Here is a 13219-nt window from a genome sequence, read left to right as displayed (position 1 = left end):
CCCTAGCCGGCGGGGCCCAGCGCCCGGACGCTTCCGACGGCGGCGCGGACCGCGGCCGCCGCTTCCTGCAGCTCGGCCGCCGTCACCGTTGAATCGAAGCTGAACCGGACCGCGGTCTGCGCGACGGCGGGCCCGATCCCGAGGGCGAGCAGCACCGGGGACGGCTCGTCCGAACCCGCGGCGCAGGCGGAGCCGCTGGAGCAGATGACCCCCTGGCGCTCGAGTTCCAGCAGGACCGATTCACCGCTGGTCCCGGGAAAGCAGAACGAGGCCACCGAGGGAAGCCGCTCGGACGGGTGGCCGGTCAGGACCGCGCCGGGGACGCCGGCCAGCACGCTACGGATGAAGTCATCGCGCAGCGCCGCCACACGGGCCGCAAGTTCCGGCCCGGTTCCCCCGGCCAGGGTGAGCGCGGTTGCGAGGGCCACGGCTCCCGCGACGTTTTCAGTGCCCGAGCGGCGTCCGCGCTCCTGCCCGCCGCCGTGGATCATCGGTTCCAGCCGGGTCCGGTTGCGGACGAACAGGGCACCGTTTCCCTTCGGTGCTCCCAGCTTGTGGCCGGAGATGCTCAGCGCATCCACGCCGAGCGCTGCGGTGTCCAGCGGCAGCCAGCCGGCGGCCTGGACGGCGTCGGTATGGAACGGGATCCCCTCCGCGCGGGCCAGGGCGGCGAGCCGGGTGATGGGCTGCACGGTGCCCACCTCGTTGTTGGCGTACATGATGCTGACCAGGGCCGTTTCCGGGCGGAGCTCTGCGGCGAGGGCTTCCTCGGTGACGCGGCCGTGGGGGTCGACCGGAACCACATCGACGGCGAAGCCGTGGACCCGTTCGAGGTAGCGGGCCGATTCCTCCACGGCGGGGTGCTCGACGGCGCTGATGACCACCCGGTCCAGCCGGGGGTCCGCGGCCCGGCGCGCCAGGGCGATGCCCTTCACCGCGAGGTTGTCCGCTTCCGTGCCGCCGGACGTGAAGGTGATCTCGCCCGGCCGGCAGCCCAGCTCCCGGGCCGTCGCCGCCCGTGCATCGGCGAGCGCCGTCGCGGCGGCGTCGCCGAGCGAGTGGTGGCTCGAGGGGTTGCCGAACTCCCCCGTCAGGTATGGCCACATGGCCTCGATCACCTCGCGGCGGACCGGAGTGGTGGCAGCTGCATCCAGGAAGATCATGGCGGGTTTCAGCCGGCCGCGTGCCCGGTGGACAGCGTCCCGGTGGACGGCGCCCCGGTTGACGGGACGGTCTCGAGTTCCAGGTCGAGTCCGAGGTCCAGCGCCGCGACGCTGTGGGTCAGTGCGCCGATGGAGATGACGTCCACCCCGGTCCCGGCAATGCCGGCCACCGTGGCGAGGTTGACGTTGCCGCTGGCTTCGACGCGGGCGCGGCCGGCCACCTGCGCCACCCCGGCGGCGAGCTCGGCAAGGGTGAAGTTGTCCAGCATGATGGTGTCCACGCCGGCGGCGAGAACCGGTTCGATCTGCTCCAGGCCGTCCACCTCCACCTCGAAGTGCGTGGTGTGGCCCAGCCGCGCCTTGGCCTCCCGGAGGACCGCCGTGAGTTTCGAGGCATCTCCGCCGGTGAGGACCGCAAGGTGGTTGTCCTTGGCGAGCACGGCGTCGGACAGGCCGAAGCGGTGGTTCGCGCCGCCGCCGCAGCGCACGGCGTAGCGTTCCAGCACGCGCAGCCCGGGCGTCGTCTTCCGGGTGTCGGTGATCCGGGCGCCGGTACCGTCCACGAGGGCCACGAACTCCGCCGTTCGGGTGGCGATGGCGCTCAGCCGCTGGACCAGGTTCAGGGCGACGCGTTCGGCCAGGAGCACCGCGCGGGCGTTGCCCCTCACCCTCGCGAGCGGTGTTCCGGCAGCGAAGGAGGACCCGTCCGGAACGAGGAGGTCGACGGCGGCGTCGGGATCGGTCAGCTTCATGGCGGCAGCGAACACTTCTCCGCCGCTGAACACCCCGGGGACCCGGGCGGCCAGCACGGCTGTCGCGCGCGCCTCCGCCGGGATGAGCGTCTGCGAGGTGATGTCCCCGTAGGGTGCGTCCTCCAGAAGGGCGGCGCGCAGCACGGCGTCGACGGCGGCGGCGGGCAGGGTTCCGGCGAGCGCCGAAGGCTGCGCGGGGGCGGCCGGCCCCGCCGCGGTGGGTGCGGTGCCAGCCGTGGGTGCAGTGGCAGCGGTGGGTGCAGTGGGTGCAGTGGCAAGCGGTGCAGTCATGAGGAGATCCTTTGCTTGGGTCGGGATGCGGAGGCATGCCGGTGGCCGGACCTGCCGGCAGTCGAGGTGGGGCGGGCGGGCGCGGCGAGCACCGCGGGACAGGGTGCGGCGCCGCCCTGGCTGTCGGCACGGTAGTGCGCGCCGACGGAGCCGGTCCTCTTTTGCGCCGCTGCCACGAGCAGCTGTGCGGCGAGCAGCAGGTTCCGGTCCTCGTGGGCGGCCCGGTCGAGGCCGGCCCCGGCATCCGCTCTCCCGTGCTCCGCGGGCGGTGCGGCCGCCGCCCACGCGGCGAGCCGGGCCGCGGCGGCGTCGAGATCGGCTCCGGTGCGCAGCACACCGGCGGCGCCGGTCAGCAGGCGCCGCAGGGCGTCCCGGCTGAACGGAACCGTCGACTCCCCGGGCTCCGCGGCAGGGAGTTCATCCCTGGTGCCGGCGACGGCCGCCGGGCCGGTCTCCGGAGCCGCTCCGGCGAGGAAGGCTTCCACCGCGCGGCGGCCGAAGACGAGTCCCTCCAGGAGCGAATTGCTGGCCAGGCGGTTGGCGCCCTGCACCCCGGCGCAGGCCACCTCGCCCGCTGCGTACAGCCCCGGAACTGTGGTGCGGCCCCAAAGGTCGGTGGCCACACCGCCCATCCAGTAGTGCGCCGCCGGAGAGACCGGCAGTGGTTCCGTGGCCCAGTCGTAGCCGGCGGCGCGGGTGGCCGCGCTGATGGTGGGGAAACGCCGGGCCAGGAAGCCAGGTCCGCGGGCCTCCTCAACGCCACGGGCGTCCAGGTAGACCGGGCTGTCCGGCGCTGCGCCGGTGGCGGCCAGATGCAGGGCGATGCTGCGGGAGACGACGTCGCGCGGGGCCAGTTCCGCGTCCGGGTGGTAGTCCGGCAGGAAGCGGTGGCCGGCGGCGTCCAGCAGCACCGCCCCCTCGCCCCGGACCGCTTCGGAAATCAGCAGCGCCGGGGGCCCGCCCGGAACTTCGGCTGCGGCCAGGGTGGTGGGGTGGAACTGAAAGAACTCAAGGTCCCGCACCGCCGCTCCGGCACGCCACGCCAGCGCGAGGCCGTCGGCGGTCGCCACGGAGGGGTTGCTGGTCCGGGCAAACAGCCGGCCTGCGCCGCCGGTGGCCAGCAGGACAGCGTCCGCGGCGAGCTGGCTGCGTTGTCCGCCGGAGGACAGGTAGGCGACGCCGGTCAGGCGCCCGGACAGCGGGTCTGTCAGGAGTTCGGTGGCGAAGGCTCCGGTCTCCACTCGGAGCCGGCCCTGGGCTGCCCGTGCCAGGACGGCCGCCACGAGCCCGCGGGCGATACACGCGCCGGTCGCGTCGCCGCCGGCGTGCAGGATGCGGGGGGCCGAGTGTGCGGCTTCGAGCCCCAGCGCCAGGCCGCCGCCGGGACCCGGGTCGAACTGCACCCCGAACCGCTGCAGCCCGGCGATGTCCCGGACGGCTTCGGTGCACAGGATCCGCACCGCCTCCGGGTCGTTCAGCCCGGCGCCCGCGGCAAGGGTGTCGGCAATGTGGGCCGCCACCGAATCGCCGGGGAAGGCTTCGCCCGGCGACAGGACGGCCGAGACGCCGCCCTGGGCGTAGAAGGTGTTGCTCTGTTCGAGGGTCCCCTTGCTCAGGAGCACCACCTCGACGGCGGAGCTGCCGCCCGGAACATGGGCTGTCCCGGTCTCCACCGCTTCGGAGGCCAGCAGCGCTGCGTACAGTCCGGCGATGCCGCTGCCGATCACCACAAGCCGCCTGGTCACGGCCGCGCCGCCAGCATCCGCTCCAGGGCGACCCGGGCCGGGGCCGCAACGGAGTCCTCGACGGTGATGCGGTTGAGCACCTCACCGCGGACGAGTGCCTCCAGCACCCAGGCGAGGTAGCCCGGGTGGATGCGGTACATCGTGGAGCACGGGCAGATCACCGGGTCCAGGCAGAAGATGGTGTGCTGCGGGTATTCCGCTGCCAGGCGGTTGACCATGTTGATTTCGGTGCCGATCGCAAACGTGGTGGGTTCGGTGGCGGCGGCGATGGCCTTCTTGATGAAGTCGGTTGACCCGGCGGAATCCGCGGCGTCCACGACCTCCATGGGGCATTCCGGGTGCACAATCACCTGGACACCCGGGAAATCCGCGCGGGCCTTCTCGATCTGGCCCACGTTGAAGCGCTTGTGCACGGAGCAGAAGCCGTGCCACAGGATCACCCGGGAATCGAGCAGGGTCTGGTCGTCGTTGCCGCCAAGGTCCTTGCGCGGGTTCCACATCGGCATCTGCTCCAGCGGCACCCCCATGGCCTTGGCAGTGTTGCGGCCCAGGTGCTGGTCCGGGAAGAACAGCACGCGCTGGCCGCGCTCGAACGCCCACTCCAGCACCGTCGAGGCGTTGGAGGAGGTGCAGACGATCCCGCCGCGCTCGCCGCAGAAGCCCTTCAGGGCGGCGGAGGAGTTCATGTAGGTGACCGGGATGACCGGGACCCGTCCATCGGCGTCGGGCTCGGTGCCGAACAGCTCCTCGAGCTGTTCCCAGCACTCGGTGACGGAGTCGATGTCCGCCATGTCCGCCATCGAGCAGCCGGCGGCCAGGTTCGGCAGGATCACGGCCTGGTCCGCGCGGGACAGGATGTCCGCGGTCTCGGCCATGAAGTGCACGCCGCAGAAGACGATGGCCTCGGCATCCGGCCGGGTCAGGGCGGCGTTGGCCAGCTGGAACGAGTCGCCCACGAAGTCTGCGTATTCGACCACCTCGTCGCGCTGGTAAAAGTGGCCCAGGACCACCGCACGGTCCCCCAGGGCGGCCTTCGCGGCCCGGATCCGGGCGTCGAGTTCGGCGTCGCTCGCGAGCTTGTACTCCTCCGGCAGCTGGCCCTGCCGGGGAGTCGACGGGGGGGCGACGTCGGAGACCGAGGCACCCGGCCCGTAGGCCGGTACGCCGGCGAGCGCCTCGGCGAGGTCGTAGTCCCAGGGCCCGCGGGCAAGCGCCGGGCTGCAGGTGGAAGCGACTGTTGCAACGCCCTTGGCGCTGTTGGCGGCCAGGGCGGTGGCCTGTTCGCGCGTGGTCAGCTGGATGGCCGTGTTGACGCTGCTCATGGTGTGCTCCTGTTGTCCGGGTCAAGGCCTGGGCGGCCGGTAAAGCGGTAAAGGCGGGGCGGGCGGTGTTTGCCGCCCTGCAGGTATTGGTCGGTTTCTTCGATCTCGGGCGTGGCTTTGATCTGGCGGCGGAAGTTCGCCGGGTCCAGTTCCCGGTCCAGGACCGCCTCGTAGACCTCCCGCACCTGGGCAAGGGTGAAATACTCGCCGAGCAGGTGGTAGGCAATGGATCCGTAGGCCATCTTGTTGCGCAGCCGCCACAGGGCGTAGTCGATGATCGCGTTGTGGTCGAAGGCCAGCTCGCCGAGCCGGTCGGCCCGGAACCAGCGCACGTTCTCGGATTCGTCCGCGAGGGCCGCCTCGGTCGGCTGGACCAGCGCCCAGTAAACGATCGACACGACGCGTTGGGTCGGCGAGCGGTGCAGGCCGCCGAAGGCGTAGAGCTGCTCGAGGTAGCTGGGCGCGAGTCCCGTGGTCTCCCGCAGGCTCCGGGAGGCGGCATCCTGCAGCGATTCGGAGTGGGTCAGCGGGCCGCCGGGGAGGGCCCACTGACCCTTGAACGGTTCCCGGATCCGGCGCACCAGCGGGATCCAGAGCGTGGGACGTCCGGAACGCTCGCTGGGGCGCAGTGCGAAGATCACGGTGGAGATGGCCAGCGACGGCGGCGCAAGCTGGCGCTCCGAGACGTTGGCTGCTGTCGTGTAAACGGTGATCCACTCCGCATTCTTAGGTTCCCGGCAAGCCGCGGACGGCGCTGCCCGGACAGTTCCGGCCCGGACGGTTCCGGCCCGGACGGTTCCGGCCCGACGCCGGATAGTTATAGTCAAATTGACTAGAACTGATTCTACGGCGTTGCCGCCCGGGGGCAAAATGTGTCGGTCCGGACCCGGCGCACGCCGGCCCGGGCGGAGGCAGACCGGGCGGAGGGCTTGTGGGCGGAGGCCGGCCGGGCGACGGGCTTGTGGGCTCCTTCCGGCGCCGGTATAACTCGAGGCTATGGAAACTGCTGCAGTCGAGGCCGGTTATCTGGGGGCGGCCCAGGCATTCCTGGAGCTGGTCCGGCAGGTGCCCGAAGGCGCCTGGTCCAAACCCGCCCTCGGCGAGTGGGACGTGCGCGGGCTGACAGGCCATGCCAGCCGCGCCCTGACAACTGTGGAAACGTATCTGGCCGCGTCGGCGTCGGGACCGCGGCAGGGCGGCCCGGTCTGCTATTTCCTCACCATCCGGGGAGGGACGTCGCCGGAGGCGATCGCGCTGCGCGGCCGGGAAACCGGGGATGCCCTGGGCCACGACCCGGCCGGAGCCGTCCAGGAACTCGTCCAACGGATCACGGCCCTCGTCCGGAACACCCCCGACGATGCCCTTCTCGCCACCCCGGCCGGAACGATGACCCTCGTCGACTACCTCCCGACGCGCACCTTCGAGCTGGCCGTCCACGGCCTGGATCTGGCGCGTGCCCTGGGGCTCCCGACGCCGGCGTCGTTGGGCCCGGGCATCGCGGCGTCGCTGGAGCTCGCCGGGGCCATCGGTGCACGGCTGCCGACCGCCGGGGACCTGCTGCTCCTGCTCACCGGCCGGACCGGCCTGCCCGGCGGCTTGAGCGTGGTCTAGCTCCGGCCCTTGGCCGCGGCTTCCAGGAGTGGCAGCGTGCGGCCCTGGAAATGGGTGTTGAGCACGATCACCGAGGAGGAACGCAGCACGGTCCGGGTGGCGATCATGGCATCCAGAACCCGCTGCAGGTCCGGGTTGGAACGGGCGGCGATGCGGGCCATCAGGTCCGAGCTGCCGGAGACGGTGTGGATCTCGATCAGTTCCGGGATCGCCGCCAGGGCCTCCACGACGGCGTCGTGCCCCAGGTCCTGGTTGATCGTCAGGGAACAGAAAGCGACCACGGGAAAGCCGAAGCGGGCCGGATCCGGCTGGGGCACCCATGAGCCGATCACACCACGGTCCTGCATCCGGTCCAGCCGCGACTGGACGGTGGCGCGGGCGATGTTCAACACCCGCGAGGCCTCCAGGACCGAAGCACGCGGGGAATCCGTGAAGAATCGAACAATTTTCGCGTCCAGAGCATCAATGTCCATCGAATTTCCCTCCTGAAGGAGTTCCAGGCCGACAAACCGCCGTCAAGACTCCCGTTTTGGTAACAAACTGCCACCATACTCCCACGCCCTGAACCGCCGACAGCCCGAGGCTGCGGCTCAAAGACGGTAAATTCAAGAGGTCCCATAAGGACCCCCGATCCAAACCACAAGAAGGTTCGCCAAATGACAATGAAGTCCACCGCGGAGCGCCCGGCCCTGGAACTTGGCCACACCATGAAGCCCCGCCAGCTCACCATGATGGGACTGGGCAGCGCGATCGGCGCCGGCCTGTTCCTCGGCTCGGGGGCGGGGATCCAGGCCGCCGGACCGGCCGTCCTGATCTCCTACCTCGTTGCCGGAACGCTGATCATCCTCGTCATGTGGGCCCTCGGCGAGATGGCCGCCGCCCATCCGAACAGCGGCGCCTTCTCCGTCTACGCCCAAAAGGCCATGGGCCAGACCGCCGGCGCGACCGTCGGCTGGCTCTGGTGGCTGCAACTCGTCGTCGTCATCGCGGCCGAGGCCCTCGGTGCCGCCGGGCTCCTGTTCAGCGTCTGGCCGGTGATCCCCGTCTGGGGGCTGTCGCTGATCTTCATGGTGGTCTTCACCGCCATCAACCTCGCCGGGGTGAAGAACTTCGGCGAGTTCGAGTTCTGGTTCGCCATCCTCAAGGTGGCCGCCATTGTGATCTTCCTGGCCATCGGCGCCGCCCTGCTGCTGGGCTGGCTGCCGGACGTCCCCTCCCCCGGCCTGGCCAACATCGCCTCCGACTTCGCCCCCGCAGGCCTGGGCGGCATTGCCACCGCCCTGTTCGTCGTGATCTTCGCCTTCGGCGGCACCGAGATCGTCAGCGTGGCCGCCGCCGAGACCGAGAATCCGGAGCACAGCGTCGGCCAGGCGATCCGCACGGTGGTCTGGCGGATCCTGGTGTTCTACATCGGCTCCGTCTTCGTCATCGCCGCCGTCCTTCCGTCCACCTCTGAGGCATTGGCGTCGCCGTTCGCGGGCGTCCTCGACATGGCCCGCATCCCGGGGGCGAGTACGGCGATCACGCTGGTGGCCGTGGTGGCGCTGCTCTCGGCCCTGAACGCAAACCTTTACGGCGCCTCCCGCATGGTCTTTTCACTGTCCGAGCGCGGCGAGGCCCCGCGGATCCTGTCGCGGCTCACCACGGCCCGTGTCCCCGCGGTCGCCGTCGGCGTCTCCGTGGCCTTCGGCTTCCTCGCCACCGTGCTCGAATTGCTCTTCCCGGAGCAGATCCTGCCGGCCCTGTTCCAGCTCGTCGGCTCCACCTGCCTCATGGTGTGGGGCACGGCCCTGGTATCCCAGCTGATTCTCCGGCGCCGCGCGGACCGCGACGGCACCGTGCTGCCGCTGCGGATGAAGGGATTTCCCGGGCTGACCATCTTCGGGCTCGTGCTCCTGGCGCTCATCTTCGCCGTCGGCTTCAGCAACCCGGACAGCAGCCGGCAGCTCTTCAGCACCCTGGCCCTGGTCGCCGGGATCGCGGCGGCGTGCTGGATCGGCGCCCGGCTGACCCGCTCCCGCCAGGCCGCAGAAGGCGCAGGCCGCGGCGAGGCGGCGGACCTGAGGAAGTAGCGCCTGAGCCAGCAGAGCCTCAACGAAGAGCACCGGCCAGACTGCACAAACTGTAAAGCCGCACGGCGGTGCGCCCGGCAATGTTGTGCAGTCTGGTCAGCGTTTTCCGCGCTGATTGCCCAGCCCGGTCCCCGTGACTAGGGTCACAGGCATGGACACACTTACTCCCGTGGCTTCCGGCGACGCTGCCGGACCGCTTACTCCGGCCCAGCTCCGCGAGCTTTATTCGCTGATGGTGGCTGTCCGCCACCTCGACACCTCGGCCATCGCCTGGCAGCGGCAGGGCATTATCCCGGGCTACGCGCCGGAGTTCGGCCAGGAGGCCGCCCAGGTGGGCAGTGGCTACGCCGTGGACACCGGTCGCGACTTCGTCTTCCCCACCTACCGCGAGATGGGCGTCGCCCGGACCATGGGCGTGGACATGGTGGCCTACATGTCCACCCACAAGGCCACCTGGCACGGCGGCCTCTATGACCCGCTGAAGTCCCGGCTCGCCCCGATCCAGGCCGTCGTGGCCGGTTCGGTGCTGCACGCCGTCGGCTGGGCGCACGGCCAGACGCTCGCCGCCGCAGCCGGCGCCGACGGTGCAGCCGCCGGCGGCGGGTCCGGCGTCGCACTGACGTACTTCGGCGACGGCGCCTCCTCGCAGGGCGACGTCCACGAGGCGATGAACTTCGCGGCCGTGATGAAGGCGCCCGTGGTGTTCTTTGTCCAGAACAACGGCTGGGCCATTTCGGTTCCCACCGAACGCCAGGTGGCCGGCGGCTCGGTTGCCGCCCGCGCCGCCGGCTACGGCATGCCCGCCCTGCAGATCGACGGCGACGACGTCGTCGCCGTCGTCGAGGCGACCCGCCGCGCTTTTGCGCACGCCCGGGCCGGCAACGGCCCCGTGCTCATCGAGGCAATGACCTACCGGCGCGGCCCGCACTCCACCTCCGATGACCCCGGGCGCTACCGCTCCCTGGACGAGGAACGCGACGGCGCGGGCGCGGACCCGCTGGAGCGCTTCCGGCAGCGGCTGCTGGCGGACGGCATCGGCGACGACGAGTTCTTCGCCGGAGCCCTGGCCGCTGCAAGGGCCGAGGAGGAGCAGATCCGCACCGGCCTCCAGGCCCTCGAGTCCCGCCCCGGCGCGGAAATGTTTGACCTGGTGTTCCAGGAAACCACCCCTGCCCTGCAGGCCCAGGCCGCCAGCTGGCGCGAGGAGTCCGAACATGTCTAACTCGATTCTCGAAGGCGGGCGCGCCGCAAGTCAGAGCACCGCAGGTCAGGGCTCTGCAGGTCAGAGCGCCGCTGCTGAGCCCGGCACCGCGCCGGGCGCCCCGGCGGCCACCGCGGTGCTGTCCATGCAGCAGGCGCTGAACCGGGCGCTCGACGAGGTGCTCGCAGAGAACCCCAAGGCCGTCATCTTCGGCGAGGACTGCGGCCGGCTTGGCGGCGTCTTCCGCATCACCGACGGGCTGCAGGCCAAGCACGGCGAGCAGCGCGTTTTCGATACCCCGCTGGCGGAGTCCGGCATCCTCGGCATGTCCGTGGGGCTGGCGATGGCGGGCTTCCACCCCATTCCCGAGGTCCAGTTCGACGGTTTCGCCTACCCGGCCATCAACCAGATCGTCTGCCAGATCGCGCGGATGAACTACCGCAGCCGGGGCACCCTGCCGATGCCCATCACGCTCCGGGTCCCGAGTTTCGGCGGCATCCGCGCCCCCGAACACCACGGCGAGAGTCTCGAGGCGCTCTTCGCGCACGTCCCCGGCCTCAAAGTCGTCGCGCCGTCGAACCCGCACGAGGCTTACCACCTGCTCAAGTACGCCGCCACCCGGCCGGACCCGGTGATCTTTATGGAGCCGAAGTCGCGCTACTGGCAAAAGGGCGACGTCGCCCCGGAACACGGCGGCTCCCCCACCGGGGCCAAGGTTCAGCGCGAGGGACGCCACCTCACGCTCGTGGCCTGGGGCGCGATGGTGGCGCGCTGCCTGCAGGTGGCCGAGCTTGCGGCCGAGGACGGGATCGACATTGAAGTCCTGGACCTGCGCTGGCTCAAGCCGATCGACGCCGACGCGCTGGCCACCTCCGTGCGCAAGACGCGCCGCGCCGTCGTCGTCCACGAGGCACCGCTGACGTCCGGCCTCGGTGCCGAAGTGGCGCAGCTGATCACGCAGAGCTGCTTCGACACCCTCAAGGCGCCGGTGGAGCGCGTCACCGGCTTCGACGTCCCGTACCCCTCGGGCGACCTGGAAGACGAATACATCCCGAACATTGACCGGATCCTCTTCGGGACCCAGCGAGTATTGGAGTACCGACGTGGCTGAAATTTCCTTTCCGCTCCCCGACCTGGGCGAGGGCCTGATCGAGGCGACCGTGCTGGAATGGCTGGTTGCACCGGGCGACCAGGTGGAACGCAACCAGCCGCTCGTGGAGGTCGAAACCACCAAATCGGCGGTTGAATTGCCCAGCCCGCAGGCAGGTAAGGTAGTGCGTATCCACGGCGGGCCCGGCGACAGGATCAATGTCGGCGAGCCCCTGATTGTGTTTGAGGTGCCGGACAACACCGCCGGCATCGTGGGCACCGTCCCGAGGGAAGAGGCACCGACGCGCCGGGTCCGCCTGAGCGCCGTACTTGATGAGGACTGACACCATGAGCGGCAGACACACCGGCGACCGGCACTCCCACACCGTTGAGGGCACCGACCCCCAGCTGTTCGTCGGGGTGCACGAACCCAGGGACGACGCCGGGCTGCGTCCGGTGCTGCTGCTGCACGGATTCTCCTCGTCCGCCAAGCTCAACTGGGAAGACAGCGGCTGGATCAGTGCCCTGCTGGACGCCGGCCGCCATGTCATCACCGTGGACCTGCCCGGACACGGCCGCAGCGGCGCTCCGGAGGACATGGACTCCTATTCCCCCAGCCGGATCCGCGCGGACCTGCTCCAGATCGCGTTCGACGCCGGAGCCCGGCCCCTGCGCGACGGTGACCCGACCAGCGGGCTCGATGTGATCGGCTACTCCCTGGGCTCCCGGCTCGGCTGGGAATTCGGGGCGACCCAGCACGAGCTGGTCCACAGACTGGTCCTCGGCGGCCTCAACGTCGCCGACCCCCTGGCCGAGTTCGATCTCGTCGCCGCCCAGCGCTACCTCGCCGACGGCACGCCGATCGCCGACGCATCCACCGCGGGGCTGCTCAAGATGGCCATGCTGCTGCCGGGCAACAACATCTTCGCCCTGCTGACCCTCGTGGAGGCCATCAAGGGCGAGCCGTTCGATCCCGCCGAGGCCGTGCCGCACATGCCGGTCCTGCTGGTGGCCGGGGAAAACGACGAGCGTGCCGGTTCGCTGCCGGATCTCGCCGCGCTTGCCAGCAAGGCCGGGGGCATGGTCGAACAGCTTGTGCTTCCGGGCCGCAACCACACCAACGCCATCACCAGCCGCGCCTTCAAGCAGGGGGCCATCAGCTTCCTGGGCGTCTGAGCCGAACGGCAGCCCGGGCTGCATCCCGGACCGCGGAAGAGGGACCGATGGGCATGCGCTTCACCGACCGCGAACAGGCAGGCAGGCTGCTGGCCGGCGCCCTCCGGCAGTTCCGCGGCCGGCCGGACGCCAGCATCTTCGGCCTGGCCCGGGGCGGCGTGCCCGTCGCGGCCGCGGCCGCGGAACCTCTCGGGCTGGCGTTCGCCGCTCTCCCGGTGCGCAAGCTCGGCATCCCGGGCCATGAGGAGACAGCCTTCGGCGCGCTCGCCTGGTCCGGCGGCCAGGTGGTGCGCGTGCTGAACCGTTCGTTCGTGGACCAGCTCCTGCAGCTCGGGATCCGGCCCGCGGCCCTGGCTGAGGTGGAGCACCGGGAACGCACTGAGCTGGAACGCCGGGCGGAGGCGTACCCGGGGCCCGGGCCGGACGTCCACGGCAGGACGGTCATCCTGGCCGACGACGGCATGGCCACCGGGGCCACCATGAGGGCCGCCGTCGAAGCCGTCCGCGGAGCCGGCGCCGCCAGCATCGTCGTCGCGGTCCCCGTCGCCTCGCTCTATGCGCAGGACTCGCTGCAGGACACCGCCGACGCCGTCCTGAGCCTTCATATCCCGGGCGGGTTCCGCGCCGTCGGCAGCTACTACCGGACGTTCCCCCAGGTGACGGACGGCGACGTCGTCCGTCTGCTCAACGCGCAGCAGCCCTAAGCCGGCGACCGGAAAGGGCACGGACCGGAAAGGGCACGGACCACTGGTCCGTGCCCTTCCCGGTGTTCAGCTGGAGTGCTGTTGCCGCGGCCG

At 70.8% G+C, this 13219-nt stretch carries 13 protein-coding genes; 7 read left to right on the top strand and 6 right to left on the bottom strand.

What is annotated here, in order from left to right; translation table 11 throughout:
* Positions 1-2 precede the first annotated feature (2 nt).
* From QFZ69_RS06375 to QFZ69_RS06355, 5 genes are read right to left on the bottom strand one after another with little or no spacing between them, the layout of a single operon-like run.
* Positions 3-1163: a cysteine desulfurase family protein gene (locus tag QFZ69_RS06375; RefSeq protein ID WP_306916452.1), complete on the bottom strand. Its 1161-nt coding sequence runs from the start codon at positions 1161-1163 to the stop codon at positions 3-5.
* An 8-nt stretch (positions 1164-1171) separates the two neighbouring features.
* Positions 1172-2206 carry a carboxylating nicotinate-nucleotide diphosphorylase gene (gene nadC / locus QFZ69_RS06370; RefSeq protein ID WP_306916451.1) on the bottom strand — a complete coding sequence of 345 codons (1035 nt, stop codon included), beginning with the start codon at positions 2204-2206 and terminating at the stop codon, positions 1172-1174.
* Entirely contained in the window at positions 2203-3951 is a 1749-nt protein-coding gene (gene nadB, locus QFZ69_RS06365; protein WP_306916450.1) for an L-aspartate oxidase, read from the bottom strand. Before nadB ends, nadC begins: the two co-directional genes overlap by 4 nt.
* Positions 3948-5273, bottom strand: coding sequence for a quinolinate synthase NadA (gene nadA, locus QFZ69_RS06360; protein ID WP_306916449.1), 1326 nt, complete (start codon positions 5271-5273; stop codon positions 3948-3950). The genes nadB and nadA overlap by 4 nt, the downstream gene beginning before the upstream one ends.
* Positions 5270-5986, bottom strand: a complete 717-nt coding sequence (locus QFZ69_RS06355) for an NUDIX domain-containing protein (protein WP_306919619.1) — start codon at positions 5984-5986, stop codon at positions 5270-5272. Before QFZ69_RS06355 ends, nadA begins: the two co-directional genes overlap by 4 nt.
* Before the next feature lie 283 nt (positions 5987-6269).
* Here QFZ69_RS06355 and QFZ69_RS06350 point away from each other — a divergent pair, with 283 nt between their 5' ends.
* Complete coding sequence (locus QFZ69_RS06350) at positions 6270-6884, top strand: maleylpyruvate isomerase N-terminal domain-containing protein (protein WP_306916448.1); 615 nt, start codon at positions 6270-6272, stop codon at positions 6882-6884.
* Here QFZ69_RS06350 and QFZ69_RS06345 read toward each other — a convergent pair.
* Positions 6881-7357 carry an Lrp/AsnC family transcriptional regulator gene (locus tag QFZ69_RS06345; RefSeq protein WP_306916447.1) on the bottom strand — a complete coding sequence of 159 codons (477 nt, stop codon included), beginning with the start codon at positions 7355-7357 and terminating at the stop codon, positions 6881-6883. The genes QFZ69_RS06350 and QFZ69_RS06345 overlap by 4 nt on opposite strands.
* 183 nt (positions 7358-7540) lie before the next feature.
* On the opposite strand from QFZ69_RS06345, the gene QFZ69_RS06340 reads away from it, so the two are divergent.
* From QFZ69_RS06340 to QFZ69_RS06315, 6 genes are all read left to right on the top strand, one after another.
* Positions 7541-8956 (top strand): amino acid permease, encoded by a 1416-nt coding sequence (locus tag QFZ69_RS06340; RefSeq protein WP_306916446.1) that lies wholly within the window; start codon positions 7541-7543, stop codon positions 8954-8956.
* 151 nt (positions 8957-9107) lie between these two features.
* Positions 9108-10178, top strand: coding sequence for a thiamine pyrophosphate-dependent enzyme (locus tag QFZ69_RS06335; RefSeq protein ID WP_306916445.1), 1071 nt, complete (start codon positions 9108-9110; stop codon positions 10176-10178).
* Between the two features lie 124 nt (positions 10179-10302).
* Positions 10303-11268: an alpha-ketoacid dehydrogenase subunit beta gene (locus tag QFZ69_RS06330; protein ID WP_306919618.1), complete on the top strand. Its 966-nt coding sequence runs from the start codon at positions 10303-10305 to the stop codon at positions 11266-11268.
* The gene (locus QFZ69_RS06325; protein WP_306916444.1) at positions 11261-11590 is read left to right on the top strand and encodes a biotin/lipoyl-containing protein; all 330 of its coding nucleotides are present in this window, start codon (positions 11261-11263) and stop codon (positions 11588-11590) included. The genes QFZ69_RS06330 and QFZ69_RS06325 overlap by 8 nt, the downstream gene beginning before the upstream one ends.
* A gap of 4 nt (positions 11591-11594) precedes the next feature.
* Positions 11595-12422: an alpha/beta fold hydrolase gene (locus QFZ69_RS06320; RefSeq protein WP_306916443.1), complete on the top strand. Its 828-nt coding sequence runs from the start codon at positions 11595-11597 to the stop codon at positions 12420-12422.
* A gap of 47 nt (positions 12423-12469) precedes the next feature.
* Positions 12470-13126 (top strand): phosphoribosyltransferase, encoded by a 657-nt coding sequence (locus tag QFZ69_RS06315; protein ID WP_306999971.1) that lies wholly within the window; start codon positions 12470-12472, stop codon positions 13124-13126.
* Positions 13127-13219 lie beyond the last annotated feature (93 nt).

Source organism: Arthrobacter sp. V1I7, assembly GCF_030817015.1.
Classification (GTDB): Bacteria; Actinomycetota; Actinomycetes; order Actinomycetales; family Micrococcaceae; genus Arthrobacter.
This window is presented reverse-complemented; position numbering and strand designations above follow the sequence as displayed.

Bases quoted from the DNA above. Each gene is read 5' to 3' on its own strand.
- nadA (WP_306916449.1), bottom strand. From the start codon at position 5,273: ATGAGCAGCGTCAACACGGCCATCCAGCTGACCACGCGCGAACAGGCC.
- QFZ69_RS06340 (WP_306916446.1), top strand. From the start codon at position 7,541: ATGACAATGAAGTCCACCGCGGAGCGCCCGGCCCTGGAACTTGGCCAC.
- nadC (WP_306916451.1), bottom strand. From the start codon at position 2,206: ATGACTGCACCGCTTGCCACTGCACCCACTGCACCCACCGCTGCCACT.
- QFZ69_RS06330 (WP_306919618.1), top strand. From the start codon at position 10,303: ATGCAGCAGGCGCTGAACCGGGCGCTCGACGAGGTGCTCGCAGAGAAC.
- QFZ69_RS06320 (WP_306916443.1), top strand. From the start codon at position 11,595: ATGAGCGGCAGACACACCGGCGACCGGCACTCCCACACCGTTGAGGGC.
- QFZ69_RS06375 (WP_306916452.1), bottom strand. From the start codon at position 1,163: ATGATCTTCCTGGATGCAGCTGCCACCACTCCGGTCCGCCGCGAGGTG.
- QFZ69_RS06345 (WP_306916447.1), bottom strand. From the start codon at position 7,357: ATGGACATTGATGCTCTGGACGCGAAAATTGTTCGATTCTTCACGGAT.
- QFZ69_RS06335 (WP_306916445.1), top strand. From the start codon at position 9,108: ATGGACACACTTACTCCCGTGGCTTCCGGCGACGCTGCCGGACCGCTT.
- QFZ69_RS06315 (WP_306999971.1), top strand. From the start codon at position 12,470: ATGGGCATGCGCTTCACCGACCGCGAACAGGCAGGCAGGCTGCTGGCC.
- QFZ69_RS06350 (WP_306916448.1), top strand. From the start codon at position 6,270: ATGGAAACTGCTGCAGTCGAGGCCGGTTATCTGGGGGCGGCCCAGGCA.